Annotated in this window: 16 protein-coding genes; 10 read left to right on the top strand and 6 right to left on the bottom strand. The window is 61.5% G+C overall.

The window, feature by feature from the left end:
• Nucleotides 1-3 precede the first annotated feature (3 nt).
• From rseP to tsaB, 6 genes are all read right to left on the bottom strand, one after another.
• Nucleotides 4-1,437: an RIP metalloprotease RseP gene (gene rseP / locus L888_RS0102670; protein ID WP_027951768.1), complete on the bottom strand. Its 1,434-nt coding sequence runs from the start codon at nt 1,435-1,437 to the stop codon at nt 4-6.
• 16 nt (nt 1,438-1,453) lie between these two features.
• Entirely contained in the window at nt 1,454-2,614 is a 1,161-nt protein-coding gene (locus L888_RS0102665) for a 1-deoxy-D-xylulose-5-phosphate reductoisomerase (RefSeq protein ID WP_027951767.1), read from the bottom strand.
• Nucleotides 2,615-2,651: 37 nt separating this feature from the next.
• The gene (rimM, locus tag L888_RS0102660) at nt 2,652-3,176 is read right to left on the bottom strand and encodes a ribosome maturation factor RimM (RefSeq protein WP_027951766.1); all 525 of its coding nucleotides are present in this window, start codon (nt 3,174-3,176) and stop codon (nt 2,652-2,654) included.
• Entirely contained in the window at nt 3,169-4,479 is a 1,311-nt protein-coding gene (murA, locus tag L888_RS0102655) for a UDP-N-acetylglucosamine 1-carboxyvinyltransferase (protein ID WP_027951765.1), read from the bottom strand. Before murA ends, rimM begins: the two co-directional genes overlap by 8 nt.
• 2 nt (nt 4,480-4,481) lie before the next feature.
• Nucleotides 4,482-5,075, bottom strand: a complete 594-nt coding sequence (locus L888_RS0102650) for a DUF4290 domain-containing protein (RefSeq protein ID WP_027951764.1) — start codon at nt 5,073-5,075, stop codon at nt 4,482-4,484.
• A 122-nt stretch (nt 5,076-5,197) separates the two neighbouring features.
• Nucleotides 5,198-5,890 (bottom strand): tRNA (adenosine(37)-N6)-threonylcarbamoyltransferase complex dimerization subunit type 1 TsaB, encoded by a 693-nt coding sequence (gene tsaB / locus L888_RS0102645; protein ID WP_005845013.1) that lies wholly within the window; start codon nt 5,888-5,890, stop codon nt 5,198-5,200.
• 136 nt (nt 5,891-6,026) lie between these two features.
• On the opposite strand from tsaB, the gene L888_RS0102640 reads away from it, so the two are divergent.
• The 10 genes from L888_RS0102640 (at nt 6,027) to L888_RS0102595 (ending at nt 15,856) form a co-directional block, all read left to right on the top strand.
• Nucleotides 6,027-6,902 carry a YicC/YloC family endoribonuclease gene (locus L888_RS0102640; protein WP_027951763.1) on the top strand — a complete coding sequence of 292 codons (876 nt, stop codon included), beginning with the start codon at nt 6,027-6,029 and terminating at the stop codon, nt 6,900-6,902.
• A 183-nt stretch (nt 6,903-7,085) separates the two neighbouring features.
• Nucleotides 7,086-7,682 carry a guanylate kinase gene (gmk, locus tag L888_RS0102635; RefSeq protein WP_027951762.1) on the top strand — a complete coding sequence of 199 codons (597 nt, stop codon included), beginning with the start codon at nt 7,086-7,088 and terminating at the stop codon, nt 7,680-7,682.
• Between the two features lie 10 nt (nt 7,683-7,692).
• Nucleotides 7,693-8,298 carry a nicotinate (nicotinamide) nucleotide adenylyltransferase gene (nadD, locus tag L888_RS0102630; RefSeq protein WP_027951761.1) on the top strand — a complete coding sequence of 202 codons (606 nt, stop codon included), beginning with the start codon at nt 7,693-7,695 and terminating at the stop codon, nt 8,296-8,298.
• 83 nt (nt 8,299-8,381) lie between these two features.
• Nucleotides 8,382-10,295, top strand: coding sequence for a phosphoethanolamine transferase (locus L888_RS0102625; RefSeq protein WP_027951760.1), 1,914 nt, complete (start codon nt 8,382-8,384; stop codon nt 10,293-10,295).
• A gap of 32 nt (nt 10,296-10,327) precedes the next feature.
• Nucleotides 10,328-11,422, top strand: a complete 1,095-nt coding sequence (locus tag L888_RS0102620) for an acyltransferase family protein (protein ID WP_027951759.1) — start codon at nt 10,328-10,330, stop codon at nt 11,420-11,422.
• Nucleotides 11,419-12,429, top strand: a complete 1,011-nt coding sequence (locus L888_RS0102615; protein WP_027951758.1) for an acyltransferase family protein — start codon at nt 11,419-11,421, stop codon at nt 12,427-12,429. The genes L888_RS0102620 and L888_RS0102615 overlap by 4 nt, the downstream gene beginning before the upstream one ends.
• A complete protein-coding gene (locus L888_RS0102610) occupies nt 12,426-13,388 on the top strand; it encodes a UbiA prenyltransferase family protein (RefSeq protein ID WP_027951757.1) in 963 nt (320 codons plus the stop codon). Before L888_RS0102615 ends, L888_RS0102610 begins: the two co-directional genes overlap by 4 nt.
• Nucleotides 13,389-13,392: 4 nt before the next feature.
• Nucleotides 13,393-14,043 carry an HAD family hydrolase gene (locus tag L888_RS0102605; protein WP_044248494.1) on the top strand — a complete coding sequence of 217 codons (651 nt, stop codon included), beginning with the start codon at nt 13,393-13,395 and terminating at the stop codon, nt 14,041-14,043.
• Nucleotides 14,006-14,419, top strand: a complete 414-nt coding sequence (locus L888_RS0102600) for a GtrA family protein (RefSeq protein ID WP_027951755.1) — start codon at nt 14,006-14,008, stop codon at nt 14,417-14,419. The genes L888_RS0102605 and L888_RS0102600 overlap by 38 nt, the downstream gene beginning before the upstream one ends.
• Nucleotides 14,420-15,856, top strand: coding sequence for a DUF6080 domain-containing protein (locus tag L888_RS0102595; RefSeq protein WP_027951754.1), 1,437 nt, complete (start codon nt 14,420-14,422; stop codon nt 15,854-15,856). It abuts the gene before it with no gap.
• Nucleotides 15,857-15,869 lie beyond the last annotated feature (13 nt).

Below are 15,869 nucleotides of genomic sequence, written 5' to 3'. Positions count from 1 at the left end.
AAACTACATCACGCCGAGCCACCTGAGAATATCGTTCAGATTGGCCACCACCATGAGCAGCAACAGGATGGTGATGCCCACGTATTCGGCCCGAATCATAAAGGTCTCGGAGGGCTTGCGACGCGTTACAATCTCGTAGAGCAGGAAGAGCACGTGGCCGCCGTCAAGGGCAGGGATGGGCAGAATGTTCATGAAAGCAAGCATGATGCTCAGGAAAGCGGTCATCTTCCAGAACAGATACCAGTTCCAGCTGTCGGGGAAAAGGCTTCCGATGGAGCCGAAACCGCCCAGCGACTTCGCGCCGTCGGCCGAGAAGACATACTGCATATCGCTCACGTAGCCGGCCAGTACGTTCCACCCGTACTTGATGCCGGCCGGAAAACTTTGCCAGAAACTATACGTAATGTGCGTGGTGCGGTCCTTGTACATCTTCTCCAAGTTGGGAGCGACGAAGCCTAATTTGAGGTTGGAGGTGAGCATAACGCGCAGCGTGTCGGTCTTTCCGGCAGAGGCTTTGGCCACGACCAGCGTCACGTTCAACAGCCGCAGACTGTCGCGATGGGTGCTCACGGCCGAGAGTTGGTCGGCCACACGGCCTATCTCCTCCGCGAGTTCGTTGTAAGAGTCGACGGCCTTTCCGTTCACGGCCAGTATCTTGTCGCCCTTGGCCAAGCCGGCCTTGAAAGCCGGAGAGACGATGGAATCCTTGCTGCCCTCGGCCACAGGCACACGCGGCGGCACGCTGTCGATGAGGGCGGGAACAAACGGCCTCAGGAACTGCGGCGTGGTCTTGAGCATGTCGAGCAGGTTCAAATCACCGGGAAGAGCCACGCGAACAGGCTTGCCATTGCGGATGACGTCGGCATACTGCGCCTTGGACAAGTCGCGGTAGACATCGACATTAAAGTCGCGGAACGTCCCCAGGTCGGTGCCCACAAGGATGTCGTGGTCGTGGAAGCCCAGCTTTTTGGCCTCGGTATTGAACTTCATGCCCTGCGACATGTCGGCCATGTTGATGTAGCTCTCGCCCCAATGGAACATAACCATCGAGTAGATGAACAGTGCCAACAGGAAGTTCACGGTCACGCCACCTATCATAATCATGAGCCTTTGCCAAGCCGGCTTGGTGCGAAACTCCCATGGCTGCGGCTCGCGCTTCATCTGTTCGGTGTCCATGCTCTCGTCGATCATGCCTGCTATTTTGCAGTAGCCGCCCAGCGGCAGCCAGCCCATGCCAAACTCGGTGTTGCTGTTTTTGGGTTTGAACCTGAAGAGCTTGCCGCTCCATTTGCCCACGGAGACATCGAAGAAGATGAAGAATTTCTCCACCCTCACGCCAAAGAGCCTTGCGGCCACCATGTGGCCGCCCTCGTGGAGCAGCACCAGCAGCGAGATGGACAGGATGAACTGAAGCAGCTTGATCAGAAAAATTTCCATGTGTTTTTAAAAGGTTTTATGGGTGAAGAAAAGTCGCCGCAACCTCGCGGGCCTCGCGGTCGGTCTGCAAATAAGTGTCGAGATCGGGCTTGCGGTCGAACGTTGCCGTCTGCATGGTGTGCTCAATGATGTCGGCCATGCCGAGGAACGAGCACTCGCCACGGCGGAAAGCGGCATTGGCCACCTCGTTGGCCGCATTGAGAATGCAGGGCATGTTGCCGCCCTGACGGATGGCTTCGTAGGCCAGGGCCAGACACTTGAACTTGCTTGAGTCGGGCTCGAAGAAGTCGAGACGGGCTGCAGCGAAGAGGTCGAGGCGGTCGCCGGCCAGCGGCAGACGCTCGGGATAGGAGAAAGCATACTGGATGGGCAGCCGCATGTCGGGCACACCGAGCTGTGCTTTCACCGCTCCGTCCACGAACTGCACGCCGCTGTGCACAATGCTCTGCGGGTGGATGAGCACCTGAATACGGTCGGCAGGTACACCGAAGAGCCAGCGGGCCTCCATCACTTCAAAGCCTTTGTTCATGAGCGACGCCGAGTCGATGGTGATCTTTGCCCCCATGTCCCACGTGGGATGACGCAGTGCATCGGCCGCAGTGACACCGGCAAGCTGTTCGTGATTGTAGAGACGGAAGGGACCTCCAGAGCAGGTAAGCAGTATCTTGTCCACCTCGTTCATGTCCTCTCCCACCAGACTCTGGAAGATGGCACTGTGCTCCGAGTCGACGGGCAGCAAGTCGACGTGGTGCTGCCGCACCAGATTCAGGATGAGTTCACCGGCCACCACCAGCGTCTCCTTGTTGGCCAGGGCAATCTTTTTGCCGGCCTTGATGGCATGGATGGTGGGCACCAGCCCCGAGAAGCCGACCATCGAGGCCAGCACCACGTCCACCGGTCCGGCCTCGACCACCTGGCCGAGGGCCTCGCTGCCGGCATAGATCTGGATGTCGGGACGGTCGGCAAGCAACGCCTTCAGCTCGTCGTAGCGGGCCTCGTTGGCGATGACCACACAGGCAGGACTGAACCGGCGCGCCTGTTCGGCCAGCCGTTCCACACTGTTGTTGGCCGTGAGGCAGTAAGCCTCGTAGCGGTCAGGGTGCTGGGCTATCACGTCGAGGGCCTGCGTGCCGATGGATCCGGTGCTGCCCAGAATACATATCTGTTGTTTCTTCATACGTTGTTTGCTTGGCCCTGGGATGTCTGTGGATGGTTCAATCCAGCGAGAGCAGCCCGTCGGGGATGGTCATGGTGAGGGTGCGGGCGGCCTTGTCCACGCCCGTGACGAGCTCGTCGCTGGCCGGAATGAGGCATTCGCCGCCCGCGTCCGTCTGCACGGCGAAGAGCGTGTTCACGGTGCTGGTGTCCACATCGGCGATGCGTCCCACGGTCTTCCCCGTGCCGGCATCGACCACGCAGTAGCCAATGATTTCGGCCCACGACGCATTTTCGGTGTCGGCCTCGGCGTGTTCGCGCGGAAAATACACGCTGCAGCCCGTGAGTTCGCGGGCTTGCTCCTCGGTGTCGACGTCGGCAAACTTCACGAGTGCCACCTCCGACGAGCGAAACCGATACGCTTCCATGAAGAACGGCACCAGGATGCCGTCGATCTCCAGAACGAGAAAATCGGCGTCCACGCGGTCGAACACGTCGTCGCTGAACTGGAACGACAGCTCGCCTTTCACGCCATGCGGCTTGCCCAGGCGGCCTATGCGGTAGACCTCCTCCTGCCTAATCATCCACGCGCCGAATCTTGGCCCCCAGCTTGTTGAGGCGTTGTTCGATGTCCTGATAGCCGCGGTCTATCTGTGCTATGTTGGCAATGCGGCTCGTTCCGCTGGCGCTCATGGCGGCAATGAGCAGGGCGATGCCAGCCCGGATGTCGGGGCTCGTCATGCGTCCGGGCCGCAGCGTGATGCGGTGATCCTGCCCCACCACCACCGCGCGGTGCGGATCGCAGAGGATAATCTGGGCTCCCATGTCGATGAGTTTGTCGACAAAGAACAGCCGGCTCTCGAACATCTTCTGATGGACAAGCACCGAACCGCGGGCCTGCGTGGCCACCACGAGCAGCACCGAGAGCAGGTCGGGCGTGAGTCCGGGCCACGGCGCGTCGGCCAAAGTCATGATGGTGCCGTCGATGAAGGAGTCGATGACGTAGTGGCTCTGGTGCGGAATCACGATGTCGTCACCCTCCACCTTGAGCTTCACGCCCAGCCGGCGGAAGGCATCGGGAATCATTCCCAGGTTGCGCAGCGACACATCCTTGATGCGCACACCGCTGCCCACCATGGCGGCCATGCCGATAAACGACCCCACCTCTATCATATCGGGCAGCACGCGGTGGGTGGCCCCGTGCAGACGGGGCGTTCCGATGATGGTGAGCAGGTTGCTGCCGATGCCGCTGATGCTGGCGCCCATGGCGTTGAGCAGGTGGCACAGCTGCTGGATGTAGGGCTCGCAGGCCGCATTATATATAGTGGTGTTGCCGTGGGCCATGACTGCAGCCATGATGATGTTGGCCGTGCCGGTGACCGACGCCTCGTCGAGCAGCATGTAAGCGCCCTTGAGACGCTGGGCGCGAATCTGGTAAACGTCGCGCTCTTCGTCGCGCACGAACTGTGCCCCGAGGTTCTTGAAGCCCAGGAAATGGGTGTCGAGCCTGCGCCGTCCAATCTTGTCTCCACCCGGTTTGGCCACGGTGGCCTTGCCAAAGCGGCCGAGCAACGGCCCTATCATGAGCACCGAGCCGCGCAGCGAGGCACACTTCCCGACAAACTCCAGGCTGTCCAGATAGTCCAGATTGAGCCCGGAGGCCTGAAAGGTGTAGTCGTTGCGGCTGTGCCGCGTCACCTTGACACCGATGTCACGAAGCAGCTGGATGAGGTTGTTCACGTCGAGAATGTCGGGGATATTGCTCATCCTGACCGGCTCTTCGGTGAGCAGCGTGGCGCAGATCACCTCCAGCGCCTCGTTCTTGGCCCCCTGGGGGGTGATGGAACCGCTGAGCCGGTGCCCGCCTTCAATGATGAATGACTCCATGGCTATCTCTTCTTGCGTTTCCTTTCGGTCTCTCGCATCACAATCTTGTCGAACTTGAACTTGCCCAAGTCCAGCTGAATCTTGCCGTCGGTGTAGCGTGCCAGGTCGTCGGCCACCTTCTCGTCGCTGTTGTAGCCGTGGCTCCACTGCATGAGGTCGCGCTTCATCTGGTTGGCGGCGAGCCGCGCCAGTGCGTCGCGCTCCTTGCCCGGGGCCATGGTCTTGAGCCGCTCGAAGATGTCGAAAACCATGCGGCCGTAGTGGCGCACGGGGATGCGGCCCGAGGGATAAGGCAGCGGTTCGGGGCGCGTGTGGATGGCATGGGCCTGCGACACGTCGTAGGGCCAGTCGATGTCGAGCTTGAAACCGCTGATGAGGGCCAGGTGGTCCCAGAGCTTCTGCTTGTAGTCGGCATGGTCTCTCACCTGTGGCGACATGCGCTCCATGACGGCCACGATCGACTCGGCACACCGCTGCCGCTCCGCCTTGTCGGGCAACGAGACGGCATGGTCCACCATGTTTTGCACTTCCCGGCCATATTCCGGCAGCACGAGCTGGCCGCGCTGGGTGTTATAGTCCAATCCTTCTATGTTCATAATATCGGCCTCCGCCAGTCCCCTCACGCGAGGGGCGTGCCGGCAGGAGGTGGGCACGGCACTTTGGAATGATAAGAAAAAAGCCCCCCACCCCGTTGCCGGGGGAGTGCGGGGAGCGTGTGCTACAACAGTTTGCGCGGCTGCTTGGCCACGAAATCCTTCAGGTAGAAAGGCACGAAATAGGCCACGTCCTCGAACCGGCCCTCGGCCATGCGCTTTTCGGCCAGCGGAAACATGTTCTTGGCCAGGGCCTCCACGCCCTCGATGAAGCGGGCGTTGGGATGGCGTACCACCTCGCGGCACTTCATGGCGCCGTTGCCGAAGAAGTAGACCGGCCGGCTGTCCAAATACTCACGGTAGGTCTCCGCCTCCACCACGTCGGCGTGGATGGGCCGCACTTCCCGCAGACTGCGGTCGAAAAGCTGGGCGTAAACCTCCATACGGCGGGCGTCGAGCATGGGACAGAGCAGGGCGTCGGCCTCGGCCACCTGCTCTTGCAGCAGCACCGGCACGCAGAGCAGCTCCAGCGTGGGCACGGCGATGAGCTTCACGTCGCGGCCATAGCACACGCCCTTGGCCATCGACACGCCGATGCGCAGCCCCGTGTACGAACCCGGGCCGCAGCTCACAGCCACTGCGTCGAGCGGTATGGCGTGGTTGTCGGCAAACGAAAGGGCCTCGTCCACGAACGTGCCCAGCCGCTCGGCATGGTTGGGGCCGGTGTGGTCTTCTTGCTGAAAGATACATCCGCCATCCTCGCTGACGGCCACGGAGCACACGTCGGTGCTCGTCTCAATACTCAATATGCACGACATTGTCAATGAGTGGTTTTATGGATTCTACGGCGTGATGCTTCTGCGATTACCCCGTCAATCATCTTAATTAAGTGCAAATTTACTCTTTTTCCCGCCATTTTTTGTACTTTTGCAGAAATTTAACTTGAATCGGATCATGATACAATCGATGACGGGCTACGGCAAGGCCGTGGTGGCTTACAAGGACAAAAAAATCCATGTGGAAATCAAATCGCTGAACAGCAAGGCCCTCGACCTCTCGACACGCGTGGCTCCCCTCTACCGCGAAAAAGAGATGGAGATACGCCAGAAGCTGGCCGCCGTGCTGGTTCGGGGCAAGGTGGACTTCTCCATCTGGACGGAAAAGGAGTCCGTGGTCGACGCCACGCCCATCAATGCCTCCCTTGTCGAGAACTATTACGAGCAGATCAGGCAGCTCTCCGAGCGCACGGGCATCCCCGCGCCGACCGACTGGTATGCCACGCTGCTGCGCTTGCCCGACGTGCTGGCCCGCACCGAGACCGAGCAGCTCGACGACGAAGAGTGGCTGGCGGCCGGCCAGGCCATCGACCAGGCACTCGGCGAGCTCACGGCCTTCCGCCGCCAGGAGGGCGCCGCCCTGGAGCGCAAGTTCCACGAAAAGGTGGACAACATCGAGGCCCTGCTGCGCAGCATCGAGCCCTTCGAGCAGGGACGGGTGGCCAAAATACGCGAGAGCATCGTCAAAGGACTGGAACAGATACCCGAAGCCGACTACAACAAGAACCGCCTGGAGCAGGAACTCATCTACTATATCGAGAAACTCGACATCAACGAGGAGAAGCAACGGCTGGCCAACCACCTGAAATACTTCCGCCAGACCATGGCCGAAGACCAGCCCAACGGCAAGAAACTGGGCTTCATCGCCCAGGAGATGGGCCGCGAAATCAACACCACCGGCTCCAAAAGCAACCAAGCCGAGATGCAGAACATCGTGGTGAGGATGAAAGACGAGCTGGAGCAGATCAAGGAGCAAGTGCTCAACGCCCTCTAAGCCGCGCCGCCACCCGGCCGCCGTGCCGCCGTCATGGCCCCGCGAAAACGGTGCAGACGCCGTGCGATTACGCCGTTTTCGCCTCGCCTTTGCGCCGCAATCGCGCGGCGTTTGCGGCGTGGACGCGACGCCCTTTCCCCACAGCCGCCGCCACACGCCCCCACAAACCCTGAAAGCATACCCATGCAAGACAACACGCAAACCCCACAGACAGGCCGCCTCATCATCTTCAGCGCACCCAGCGGAAGCGGCAAAAGCACCATCGTGAACTATCTGATGAAGGAGCATCCCGAGCTGCGCCTCACCTTTTCCATATCGTGCACCAGCCGCACCCCACGCGGAACGGAACGCCATGGCGTGGAATACTTCTTCCTCTCGCCCGAAGAATTCAGGGCCAGGATAGCCGCCGGCGAGTTCCTGGAGTACGAGGAAGTGTACCCCGGCCGCTTCTACGGCACGCTGAAAAGCCAGGTGGAGAGCCAGGCGGCAGCCGGCCAGAACGTGGTGTTCGACGTGGACGTGAAAGGCGGCTGCACCATCAAGCAATACTATGGAGACCGCGCCCTGAGCGTGTTCATCCAGCCCCCGTCGGTCGAGGCCCTGCGCCAACGCCTCGTGGGACGGGCCACCGATGCGCCCGAAGTGATAGAGCAGCGGCTGGCCAAGGCCGAATATGAACTGACGTTTGCCCCGCGCTTCGACCGCGTCATCGTCAACGACAACCTGACCCAGGCCGAGGACGAGGCCTGGCGACTGGTTTCCGGATTCCTCAACCTCTAATCCCCTGCCCATGGCCGTGCCGCCATCCTCTCCCCGCCAACGCATCGGCATCTTCGGCGGCAGCTTCAATCCGCTGCACTGCGGCCACATCCGGCTGGCCCGCCAGCTGCTGCAGCTGGCCGCGCTCGACGAGATTTGGTTCGTGGTGTCGCCGCTCAACCCCCTCAAGGAGGCGGCCACCGACCTGCTGGCCGACGACCTGCGTCTGCTCATGACGCGCCAGGCGCTGGCCCGCGAGCCCCGGCTTCGGGCCTCCGACTACGAGTTCCGGCTGCCCAAGCCCTCGTACATGTGGAACACGCTGGCCCATCTTCAGGCCGAGTGGCCGGGGCGGGAGTTCGTGCTTGTCATCGGGGCCGACAATTGGCTGGCCTTTGACCGCTGGGCCCGCGCCGACTATATTCTGGCCCACCACGAGGTGGCCGTGTACCCACGCCCCGGCTACCCGGTGGACTGCACCGCGCTGCCGCCGGGCGTACACCTGCTCGACACCGACCTTTACCACGTGAGCAGCACCGACATCCGCCGCCGCGTGCAGGCCGGGCTGTCGGTGGAGGGACTGGTACCCGAGTCCATCCGCATGCTCGTGGAGCAATACTATCGCACGGACGAATAACTTTTTGCGCTGTTTTTGTCGCCCGAACCTTTGCCTTTTACCCTTTTTGTACTATATTTGCAGTTGTGATTAGCAATAGATTCATGCGGGTGCCGGGGCGCATCCCCCACCTCCTGCTCCGCCCCATAGCGGCCAACGGCGTGTTCTTCGTCACGATGTACGTGCTCGGTGTGGCGTGCGCGTTGCTCACGCTGCCCCGCCGGCAAGGCGCCGCGCTCTACGAAAACCTGTTCGTGGAGCTGTTCCTCGACGTCTATCTGGCCTGCACGGTGCTGGCCGTGCTGCCCCGGCGCGTGCGGCTGTGGGCCCGGCGGCTGGCCTATGTGGCGCTCTACGGCGTGGCCGTTGTCGATGTTTACTGCTTCTGGAAGTTCGATTCCACGCTCACTCCGTCCATGCTTTTGCTCGTGAGCGAGACCGACAGCCGCGAGGCCGGCGAGTTCCTGCGCTCCTATCTCTCGCCCGACGTGCTGTTCTCTCCGCTGGGCTGGCTGTTCCTGCTCATGGCGGTGCACGCGGCATGGACGCTGCGCCGCCGCCTCTTCCGCCTGTTGGGCTACCGCCGCCGCATCCTGCTGCGAGCCCGTCTGGAGCGGCTCGAGGCGCGGGGGCGGTCGTGGCGGCTGCAACTGGGCACCGCCGTGGGCGTGGCTGCACTGCTTGCGGCGGGTGCCGTGTGCAGCTGGAACAACAAGGTGCAGATGACGCGGCTCATGACGGCCAGCACCATCGGCCACGTGGAGCACCTGCTCACCGAACACGACCACGGCGTGTTCTACCTGCCCATCTACAGGCTGGCCTTCAGCGTCTACAGCAATGCGCTGGCCTCGCAACAGGTAGACCGCTGCATCGCCGCCGCCCAAACCGTGCGCGTGGACTCCTGCTCCTACCGCTCGCCCAACATCGTTCTCATCATCGGCGAGAGCTACGGCAAGGTGCATGCCCAGCTCTACGGCTACCGGCTGCCCACCACCCCGCGCCAGGTGAAACGTGTGCGCAGCGGACTGCTCACGCCGTTCGGCGACGTGGTGACCTGCTGGAACCTCACCAGCTTTGTGTTCAAGAACGTGCTCTCACTCCATGTCGTCGGCGAGAAAGGCGAGTGGTGCGACTACCCGCTCTTCCCCGAACTGTTCCGCAAGGCGGGCTATCGCGTCACTTTCCTCACCAACCAGTTCCTGCCCAAGGCCCAGGAGGCGGTGTATGATTTCTCCGGAGGTTTTTTCCTGAACAACCCCACGCTGAGCGAGGCCCAGTTCGACACGCGCAACACAGAGCTCCATCCCTATGACGACGGGCTGCTGGCCGACTACGACCGCTTCCTCAAGGAGGGCCGCATCAGGCTGGCCAAGGGCGGCCGCAACCGGGCCGGCGCAGCCACAACACAGGGCGACCGCAACCTCATCATCTTCCATCTCATCGGCCAGCACGTGAACTATCGCACGCGCTGCCCCAACGACCGGCGCGTCTTCACGCCCGAGGACTACGAGGAAGCCCGCCCCGAGCTGAACCTCCGCCGCCGGCAAACCATCGCCGACTACGACAATGCCGTGCGCTACAACGACTCCATCGTGGATGCCATCATCCGTCGATTCGAGAACGAGGACGCCGTCGTCATCTACATGCCCGACCATGGAGAGGAGTGCTATGAGCCGGGGCGCAACTTCATTTGCCGCAACCACAGTGCCGCCATTGACTGGCCGTTGGCCCACTATGAGTTCGAGATACCGTTCTGGATCTACTGCTCCCACCGCTACGCCGTGCGCCATCCCGAGGTGTTCAAGGCCATCAAGGACGCCAAGGACAAGCGTTTCATGACCGACGCCCTGCCCCACATGATGGTGTGGCTGGCCGGCATTGCCGCCAAGGATTATAGGCCGGCCTACAACCTGCTCTCGCCCGACTACAACCCGATGCGCCCGCGCATCCTCAAAAATTCGGCCGACTACGACCTGCTGCGCGCCCGCCACGAGGCTGCGCGACGCGACAGAAAGTAGCCGCCGAACCTGCTTACGACCAACTTTGACGCATGGAATACAGAATCAACCACGAGCTCCTGAGCCGCGCCGAGTGCAACGCGCTGCGCGGTCTGGCCATTTTCGGCATCTTCCTGCACAACTATTGCCACTGGCTGGGGCCCGTGGTGAAAGAGAACGAATACCAGTTTTTCCGGCACAATGCCGCCTGGCTGGACCAGGCATTGACCGCCCCCGACGCACTGCTGCCGCTCCATCTGCTGTCGTTCTTCGGTCACTATGGGGTGCCGGTGTTCCTGTTTCTCAGTGCCTTCGGACTGGAACGCAAGTACGGCGGCCCCGCACCCGCGGCGGCTCCGCTGGCTTTCGTGCGCTATCATTACCTGAAACTCTTCAAGATGATGATAGTGGGCTTCATCTGTTTTGCCATTGTCGATGTGCTCACGCCCGGCCGCTGGCACTACAGCGTGGTGCAGATCGTGGCTCAATTGGCCATGCTCAACAACCTGTTGCCCGAGCCCGACCGTAACATCTGGCCGGGGCCCTACTGGTTTTTCGGGCTCATGCTCCAGCTCTACATCGTCTACCGGCTGCTGCTCCACCGCCGCCACTGGGGCTGGACAGTGGGGCTTATGCTGGCGTGCACGGCTGCGCAGCTGCTCTTCGACCCCGAGGGCGAGGCGCTCAATCGCTACCGTTACAACTTCATGGGCGGCATGCTGCCTTTCGGCATGGGGCTGCTCTTTGCACGTTATGGCGAGCGCGTCATACTGTTGAGGCTGAATGCAGGGGCCCTGCTCATGTCGGCGGTCATCACTTCTTTCTTTATCTACGGGCTGAGCGGCAGTTTCTGGGGCTGGGTTTTGGTGCCCGCCCTGGTGTGTTATGCCAGTGTCTACGTGGTGAAGTTCGTCGGCAGCGTGCGTCTGGGCGGCCTATCGGCCCGTCTGCTGTGGGTATTGGAGTGGATGGGCAGCCTCTCGGCGGCCCTCTTTGTCATCCATCCCGTGCTGCGCAAGCTGTTCATTCCCATCTCAAGGGGCGGCGACGTCTATGTGGGTCTGCTGCTCTACGTCATCACTTCACTGGGTGCCGCGTGGCTCATCCGCGAGCTGATGAAGAAGATTCCGAACCCCCACCTGTCATGAAACACGCCATTCCCGACATCGAACTGGCCAACATCAGCCGCTATCGAGGCGAGCTTATGGGGGCGGCCATGCTGTTCATCATCCTGTTCCACGTGGCCTTGCCCCGATGGGATGCCTTTTACGGGCTGCGTCGCATGGGCAACATCGGGGTCGACATCTTCCTCTTCCTCAGTGGTGTGGGCCTCTGGTTCTCGTGGGTGAAACGGCCCGACGTGCGCCGATTCTTCCGTCGCCGCTACCTGCGCATCTATCCGGCGTGGCTCATCATTGCCTGTCTCTACTACATTCCGCGCTTCCACGGCGGCAGTGTCATGGCGTGGATCGACCTCGTGGGCGACATCGCCATCAACTGGGACTTCTGGATTCGCGACGAGCTTACGTTCTGGTACATTCCCGCCACCATGATGCTCTACCTCCTGGCACCGCCTTATATGGAGCTCATCCGCCACCACCCGGTGTACCGCTGGCTGCCCGTGGTAATGGTAATGTGGTGCATTCTGGTGGAGTGGGTCACACCAATCCACCACGCCGTGGGCCATTTGGAGATCTTTTGGAGCCGTGTTCCCATCTTCTTCATCGGCATCAACATGGGCGAGATGGTGCGCACCCGGCAGAAAGTAGACGGCACCGGGGTGTGGATGATACTGCTGATCTTCGTCATGGGACTGGCTTCCAGCATCTTCCTGGAGCAGGTTCGGCACGGCCAGTTCCCGCTCTTCATCGAGCGCATGCTCTACATTCCGCTCACGGTGACGGCCATCCTGCTGCTCAACCGCGTGTTCCGCCGCACCCCGGCAGGCTTCAACCGTGCTTTCAGACTGGTGGGCGCGCTGAGCCTGGAGTGCTATCTCGTCCACATTCACTTCGTTCTCGACTACATCCCCAAGGGCTGGACCTACTGGCCTACGTTCGTTGTTTGTCTGGCCGTGACGCTGCCATTGGCCTGGCTGCTGGCCAAGGTGGCCGGCTGGCTGTCGGCCCGAATCGATCAATTGATACCCGAATGAAGAATCTCCTACGCCTTATCCGGCCCGCTCAATGGATGAAGAATTTCTTCGTCTTCGGCCCTCTCGTCTTCGGCGGAGCCCTGTTTCGCGGCGACGCCCTGCTGTCGGGGGCCGTCGTTTTTCTGGCTTTCAGCCTTGCTGCATCGAGCATTTACTGCTTCAACGACATTCACGACGTGGCCGACGACCGGCGGCACCCCGAGAAATGCCACCGCCCCATCGCCTCGGGAGCCGTCTCCATCGGCCGGGCCTACGCGCTCATGGCCTTGCTCTTCGCGGCTTCCATGGCCCTGTGCCTGCTGTTGGGCACGTGCCAGATGGCCCCGGAGGACACCGCACTGCTTGCTCAAAGCGCAACGTTCAATGTTCAATGCTCAATGTTCAGAGCCCCAAGTTCCGCATTCAGAATCCTTGCGGTGATCCTGTTCTATTGGTTGCTCAACCTGGCCTACTGCGCCAAGCTCAAGCAATATGCCATCATCGACGTGTGCATTGTGGCTTTCGGGTTCGTGCTGCGCCTGTTGGCCGGGGGCCTGGCAACGGGCATCGCACTAAGCAAATGGATAGTGCTCATGACGTTTCTGGTCACTCTCTTCATGAGTTTTGCCAAGCGGCGCGACGACGTGCTGCGCATGGAGGCCACCGGTGAAGCCCCCCGAAAGAACACCATACACTACAACACCACCTTCATCAACCAGGCCATTACCATCACGGCAGCCGTCACACTGGTGTGTTACATCATGTACACGGTGAGCCCCGAGGTCATTGCCCAGCTGCACAACGACTATCTTTACCTCACGAGCGTGTTGGTATTGGTGGGTCTGCTGCGCTATATCCAGATTGCCGTAGTGGAGAAAAAGAGTGGCAATCCTACCCAGGTGATCCTCCGCGACCGGTTCATCCAGCTCGTGGGACTGGTTTGGCTGCTGGCGTTCCTGATGATAATCTATGTGCTCTGACGACATGACGACCCCTCACCACCCCATAACGGCCGGACAAAGCCCGGCGGCAACCGAACGCAAGAGGCTGTATGCCTTCGACTTCGACGGCACGCTCACCACCCGCGACACGCTGCTCGCCTTCATTCGCCACGTCCGGGGCCTACCCGCCCTGCTGGGCGGACTGCTGCTCCACGCCCCGCTGCTGGTGCTGATGAAGCTGAAACTCTACTCCAACAGCCGGGCCAAGCAACGCCTCTTCTCTTTCTACTTCAGGGGAATGCCGCTCGAAGCCTTCGATGCCTGCTGCCGGAGCTTTGCCCACGACTCGGCCCACCTGCTGCGGCCACAGGGCCTTGCGGCCATGGACCGCGCCTTGGCCGAGGGTGCCGAGGTGCTCATTGTGAGTGCAAGCATCGACAATTGGGTGGCCCCGTTCTTCCTGCCGCACCGCCAGGTGCGTGTGCTCGGCACGCAGGTCGAGGTTGCCGGCGGCCGTCTCACCGGCCACTTCGCCTCCCCCAACTGCTACGGGGCGGAAAAGGTGAGGCGTGTGGAGGCCGCGCTCAGCGGGCCGCGCTCACACTATTTCATCACCGCCTTTGGCGACAGCCGGGGCGACCGCGAACTGTTAGCCTATGCAGACCAAGGATATTACAAGCCGTTTCGCCCCTGAACGACGGCAGCAGCTGGGCGAAGTGCTGCGCTTCGGCATCGTGGGGGCCGTGGCCACGCTGATACAATATGGTGTCTACCTGCTGCTGTTGCGGTGGGCAGCCGCCGGCGTGGCCAACACTTTGGGCTACGCCGTCAGCTTCCTGTTCAACTTTTATGCCAGCACCCGCTTCACGTTCCACGTCAAGGCCAATGCCCGGCGCGGCGCGGGCTTCGCGCTGAGCCACCTTGTCAACTACCTGTTGCAGATGGGCACGCTGGCCCTTTTCCTCTGGCTGGGCGTGCCCAGACAGCTGGCACCCATCCCCATGTTCGGTATCTGCGTGCCCGTCAACTTCCTGCTGGTGCGCTTTTTCCTCAAACAACACAGCTCCTGAATGCCTTACCTCTCCCTCTTCAAGATACGCCGCGACGAACGGTGGACGGCTCTTGCGGCCCTCGTCTACACCATCACGCTCAACGTTCTCGTCATTGCGCGCTATGCAGACCGGTTTATGACTCCAGCCGACAACTACCACCGGCTTTTCGTGCGCACGTTCCACATCTCGGGATTCGACCCCCTCACCTATGCCGTGGTGTCCAACTGGGACACGGAATACAACATCTACCGCCATCCGTTGCTGGCTTTCTTCATGTACATTCCCAACCAAATCAACCAAGGCCTCATGCTGCTCACGGGCTGCAACTGCGCCCAACTGGTGGTGGGAGCCCTGCTGGTGGCGTGCAGTTTCTATGCGTTTGTCTTCCTTTGCCGCATCTTCCACGAGGTGGTGGGCGTGACGCAGCCAGACGCCTGGCTACTCGGCGGCCTCACGTTTTCGTTTGCCTATGTCATGGTGGCCGTGTCGGTGCCCGACCATTTCGCACTCTCGATGTTCATGCTGGTGCTCACCCTCTACCTGACCGGGCGCAAGATGCAGCACGGGCGGCCCATGCGCGTCTGGCAAACGCTGCTGCTCTTCACGCTCACGGCCGGCATCTCGCTCAACAACGGCATCAAGACATTCATGGCCTGCTGGGCTGCCAACGGCCGCCGTTTCTGGCGGCCGGCCCACCTGCTGCTGGTCGTCGCCTTGCCGTCGGCCCTGCTTTGGGGCGTGGCCCGACTGGAATGGCACCATTTTGAGCGGCCCAAATACATCACCCGACAGGAAATCCGTGCCCGCAACGAGCAGATACGGCGCGACAAGACGGCACGCGCTTTCCGCGATACCACGCGTCTGCGCGACACCGCCGCCATCCATCGGGCCATCGACCGACTGCTGGCCGCGAAAGCCCAAGCCCGTCAAGCCCGCGAAAACCACAAGCCTTGGAAAGCCCATGTGGGCCGTCCCATCGCCCAAGGAGAGTTCTCACAGTGGACTGACATCACCACGCCGCGGTGGCCGTCGGTGGTCGAAAACCTCTTCGGAGAGGCGTTGCAGCTGCACCAAGACCATCTGCTCGAAGACGACCTGTCCACCCGTCCCGTCATCGTGACCTATCGCTATGCCCTCAACTACGTGGTCGAGGCCCTGCTCGTACTGCTCTTTCTGGCGGGCGTCTGGTGCGGACGACGCAGCCGTTTCCTCTGGCTGGCCCTCGGTTTCTTCCTTTTCGACATGTTCATCCACGTGGTGCTGGGCTTCGGTCTCAACGAGGTTTACATCATGTCGCCCCACTGGCTCTTCGTGCTCACCATAGCCATGGCCTACTTGTTCAGGGCACTTCGCCGCTCGCCAAGGCTGCACACGGCCGCCCGCCTGACGGTGCTCACGCTGGCTCTCTTCCTCCTGGCGTGGAATGGCTGGCTCTACACAGAGTACCTCTGGTAGGGGCACGCCCCCG

The sequence above is a fragment of the Hallella seregens ATCC 51272 genome (genome assembly GCF_000518545.1).
GTDB classification, from domain to species: Bacteria; Bacteroidota; Bacteroidia; order Bacteroidales; family Bacteroidaceae; genus Prevotella; species Prevotella seregens.
Note: the sequence above shows the minus strand (reverse complement) of the source record. Positions and strands in the feature narration are given on the sequence as shown.

Coding starts and splice junctions, on each gene's coding strand:
- gmk (WP_027951762.1), top strand. CDS start 7,086: ATGCAAGACAACACGCAAACCCCACAGACAGGCCGCCTCATCATCTTC.
- L888_RS0102600 (WP_027951755.1), top strand. CDS start 14,006: ATGCAGACCAAGGATATTACAAGCCGTTTCGCCCCTGAACGACGGCAG.
- murA (WP_027951765.1), bottom strand. CDS start 4,479: ATGGAGTCATTCATCATTGAAGGCGGGCACCGGCTCAGCGGTTCCATC.
- L888_RS0102625 (WP_027951760.1), top strand. CDS start 8,382: ATGCGGGTGCCGGGGCGCATCCCCCACCTCCTGCTCCGCCCCATAGCG.
- L888_RS0102650 (WP_027951764.1), bottom strand. CDS start 5,075: ATGAACATAGAAGGATTGGACTATAACACCCAGCGCGGCCAGCTCGTG.
- nadD (WP_027951761.1), top strand. CDS start 7,693: ATGGCCGTGCCGCCATCCTCTCCCCGCCAACGCATCGGCATCTTCGGC.
- L888_RS0102640 (WP_027951763.1), top strand. CDS start 6,027: ATGATACAATCGATGACGGGCTACGGCAAGGCCGTGGTGGCTTACAAG.
- L888_RS0102615 (WP_027951758.1), top strand. CDS start 11,419: ATGAAACACGCCATTCCCGACATCGAACTGGCCAACATCAGCCGCTAT.
- rimM (WP_027951766.1), bottom strand. CDS start 3,176: ATGATTAGGCAGGAGGAGGTCTACCGCATAGGCCGCCTGGGCAAGCCG.
- L888_RS0102605 (WP_044248494.1), top strand. CDS start 13,393: ATGACGACCCCTCACCACCCCATAACGGCCGGACAAAGCCCGGCGGCA.
- L888_RS0102620 (WP_027951759.1), top strand. CDS start 10,328: ATGGAATACAGAATCAACCACGAGCTCCTGAGCCGCGCCGAGTGCAAC.
- L888_RS0102595 (WP_027951754.1), top strand. CDS start 14,420: ATGCCTTACCTCTCCCTCTTCAAGATACGCCGCGACGAACGGTGGACG.
- L888_RS0102610 (WP_027951757.1), top strand. CDS start 12,426: ATGAAGAATCTCCTACGCCTTATCCGGCCCGCTCAATGGATGAAGAAT.
- tsaB (WP_005845013.1), bottom strand. CDS start 5,890: ATGTCGTGCATATTGAGTATTGAGACGAGCACCGACGTGTGCTCCGTG.
- rseP (WP_027951768.1), bottom strand. CDS start 1,437: ATGGAAATTTTTCTGATCAAGCTGCTTCAGTTCATCCTGTCCATCTCG.
- L888_RS0102665 (WP_027951767.1), bottom strand. CDS start 2,614: ATGAAGAAACAACAGATATGTATTCTGGGCAGCACCGGATCCATCGGC.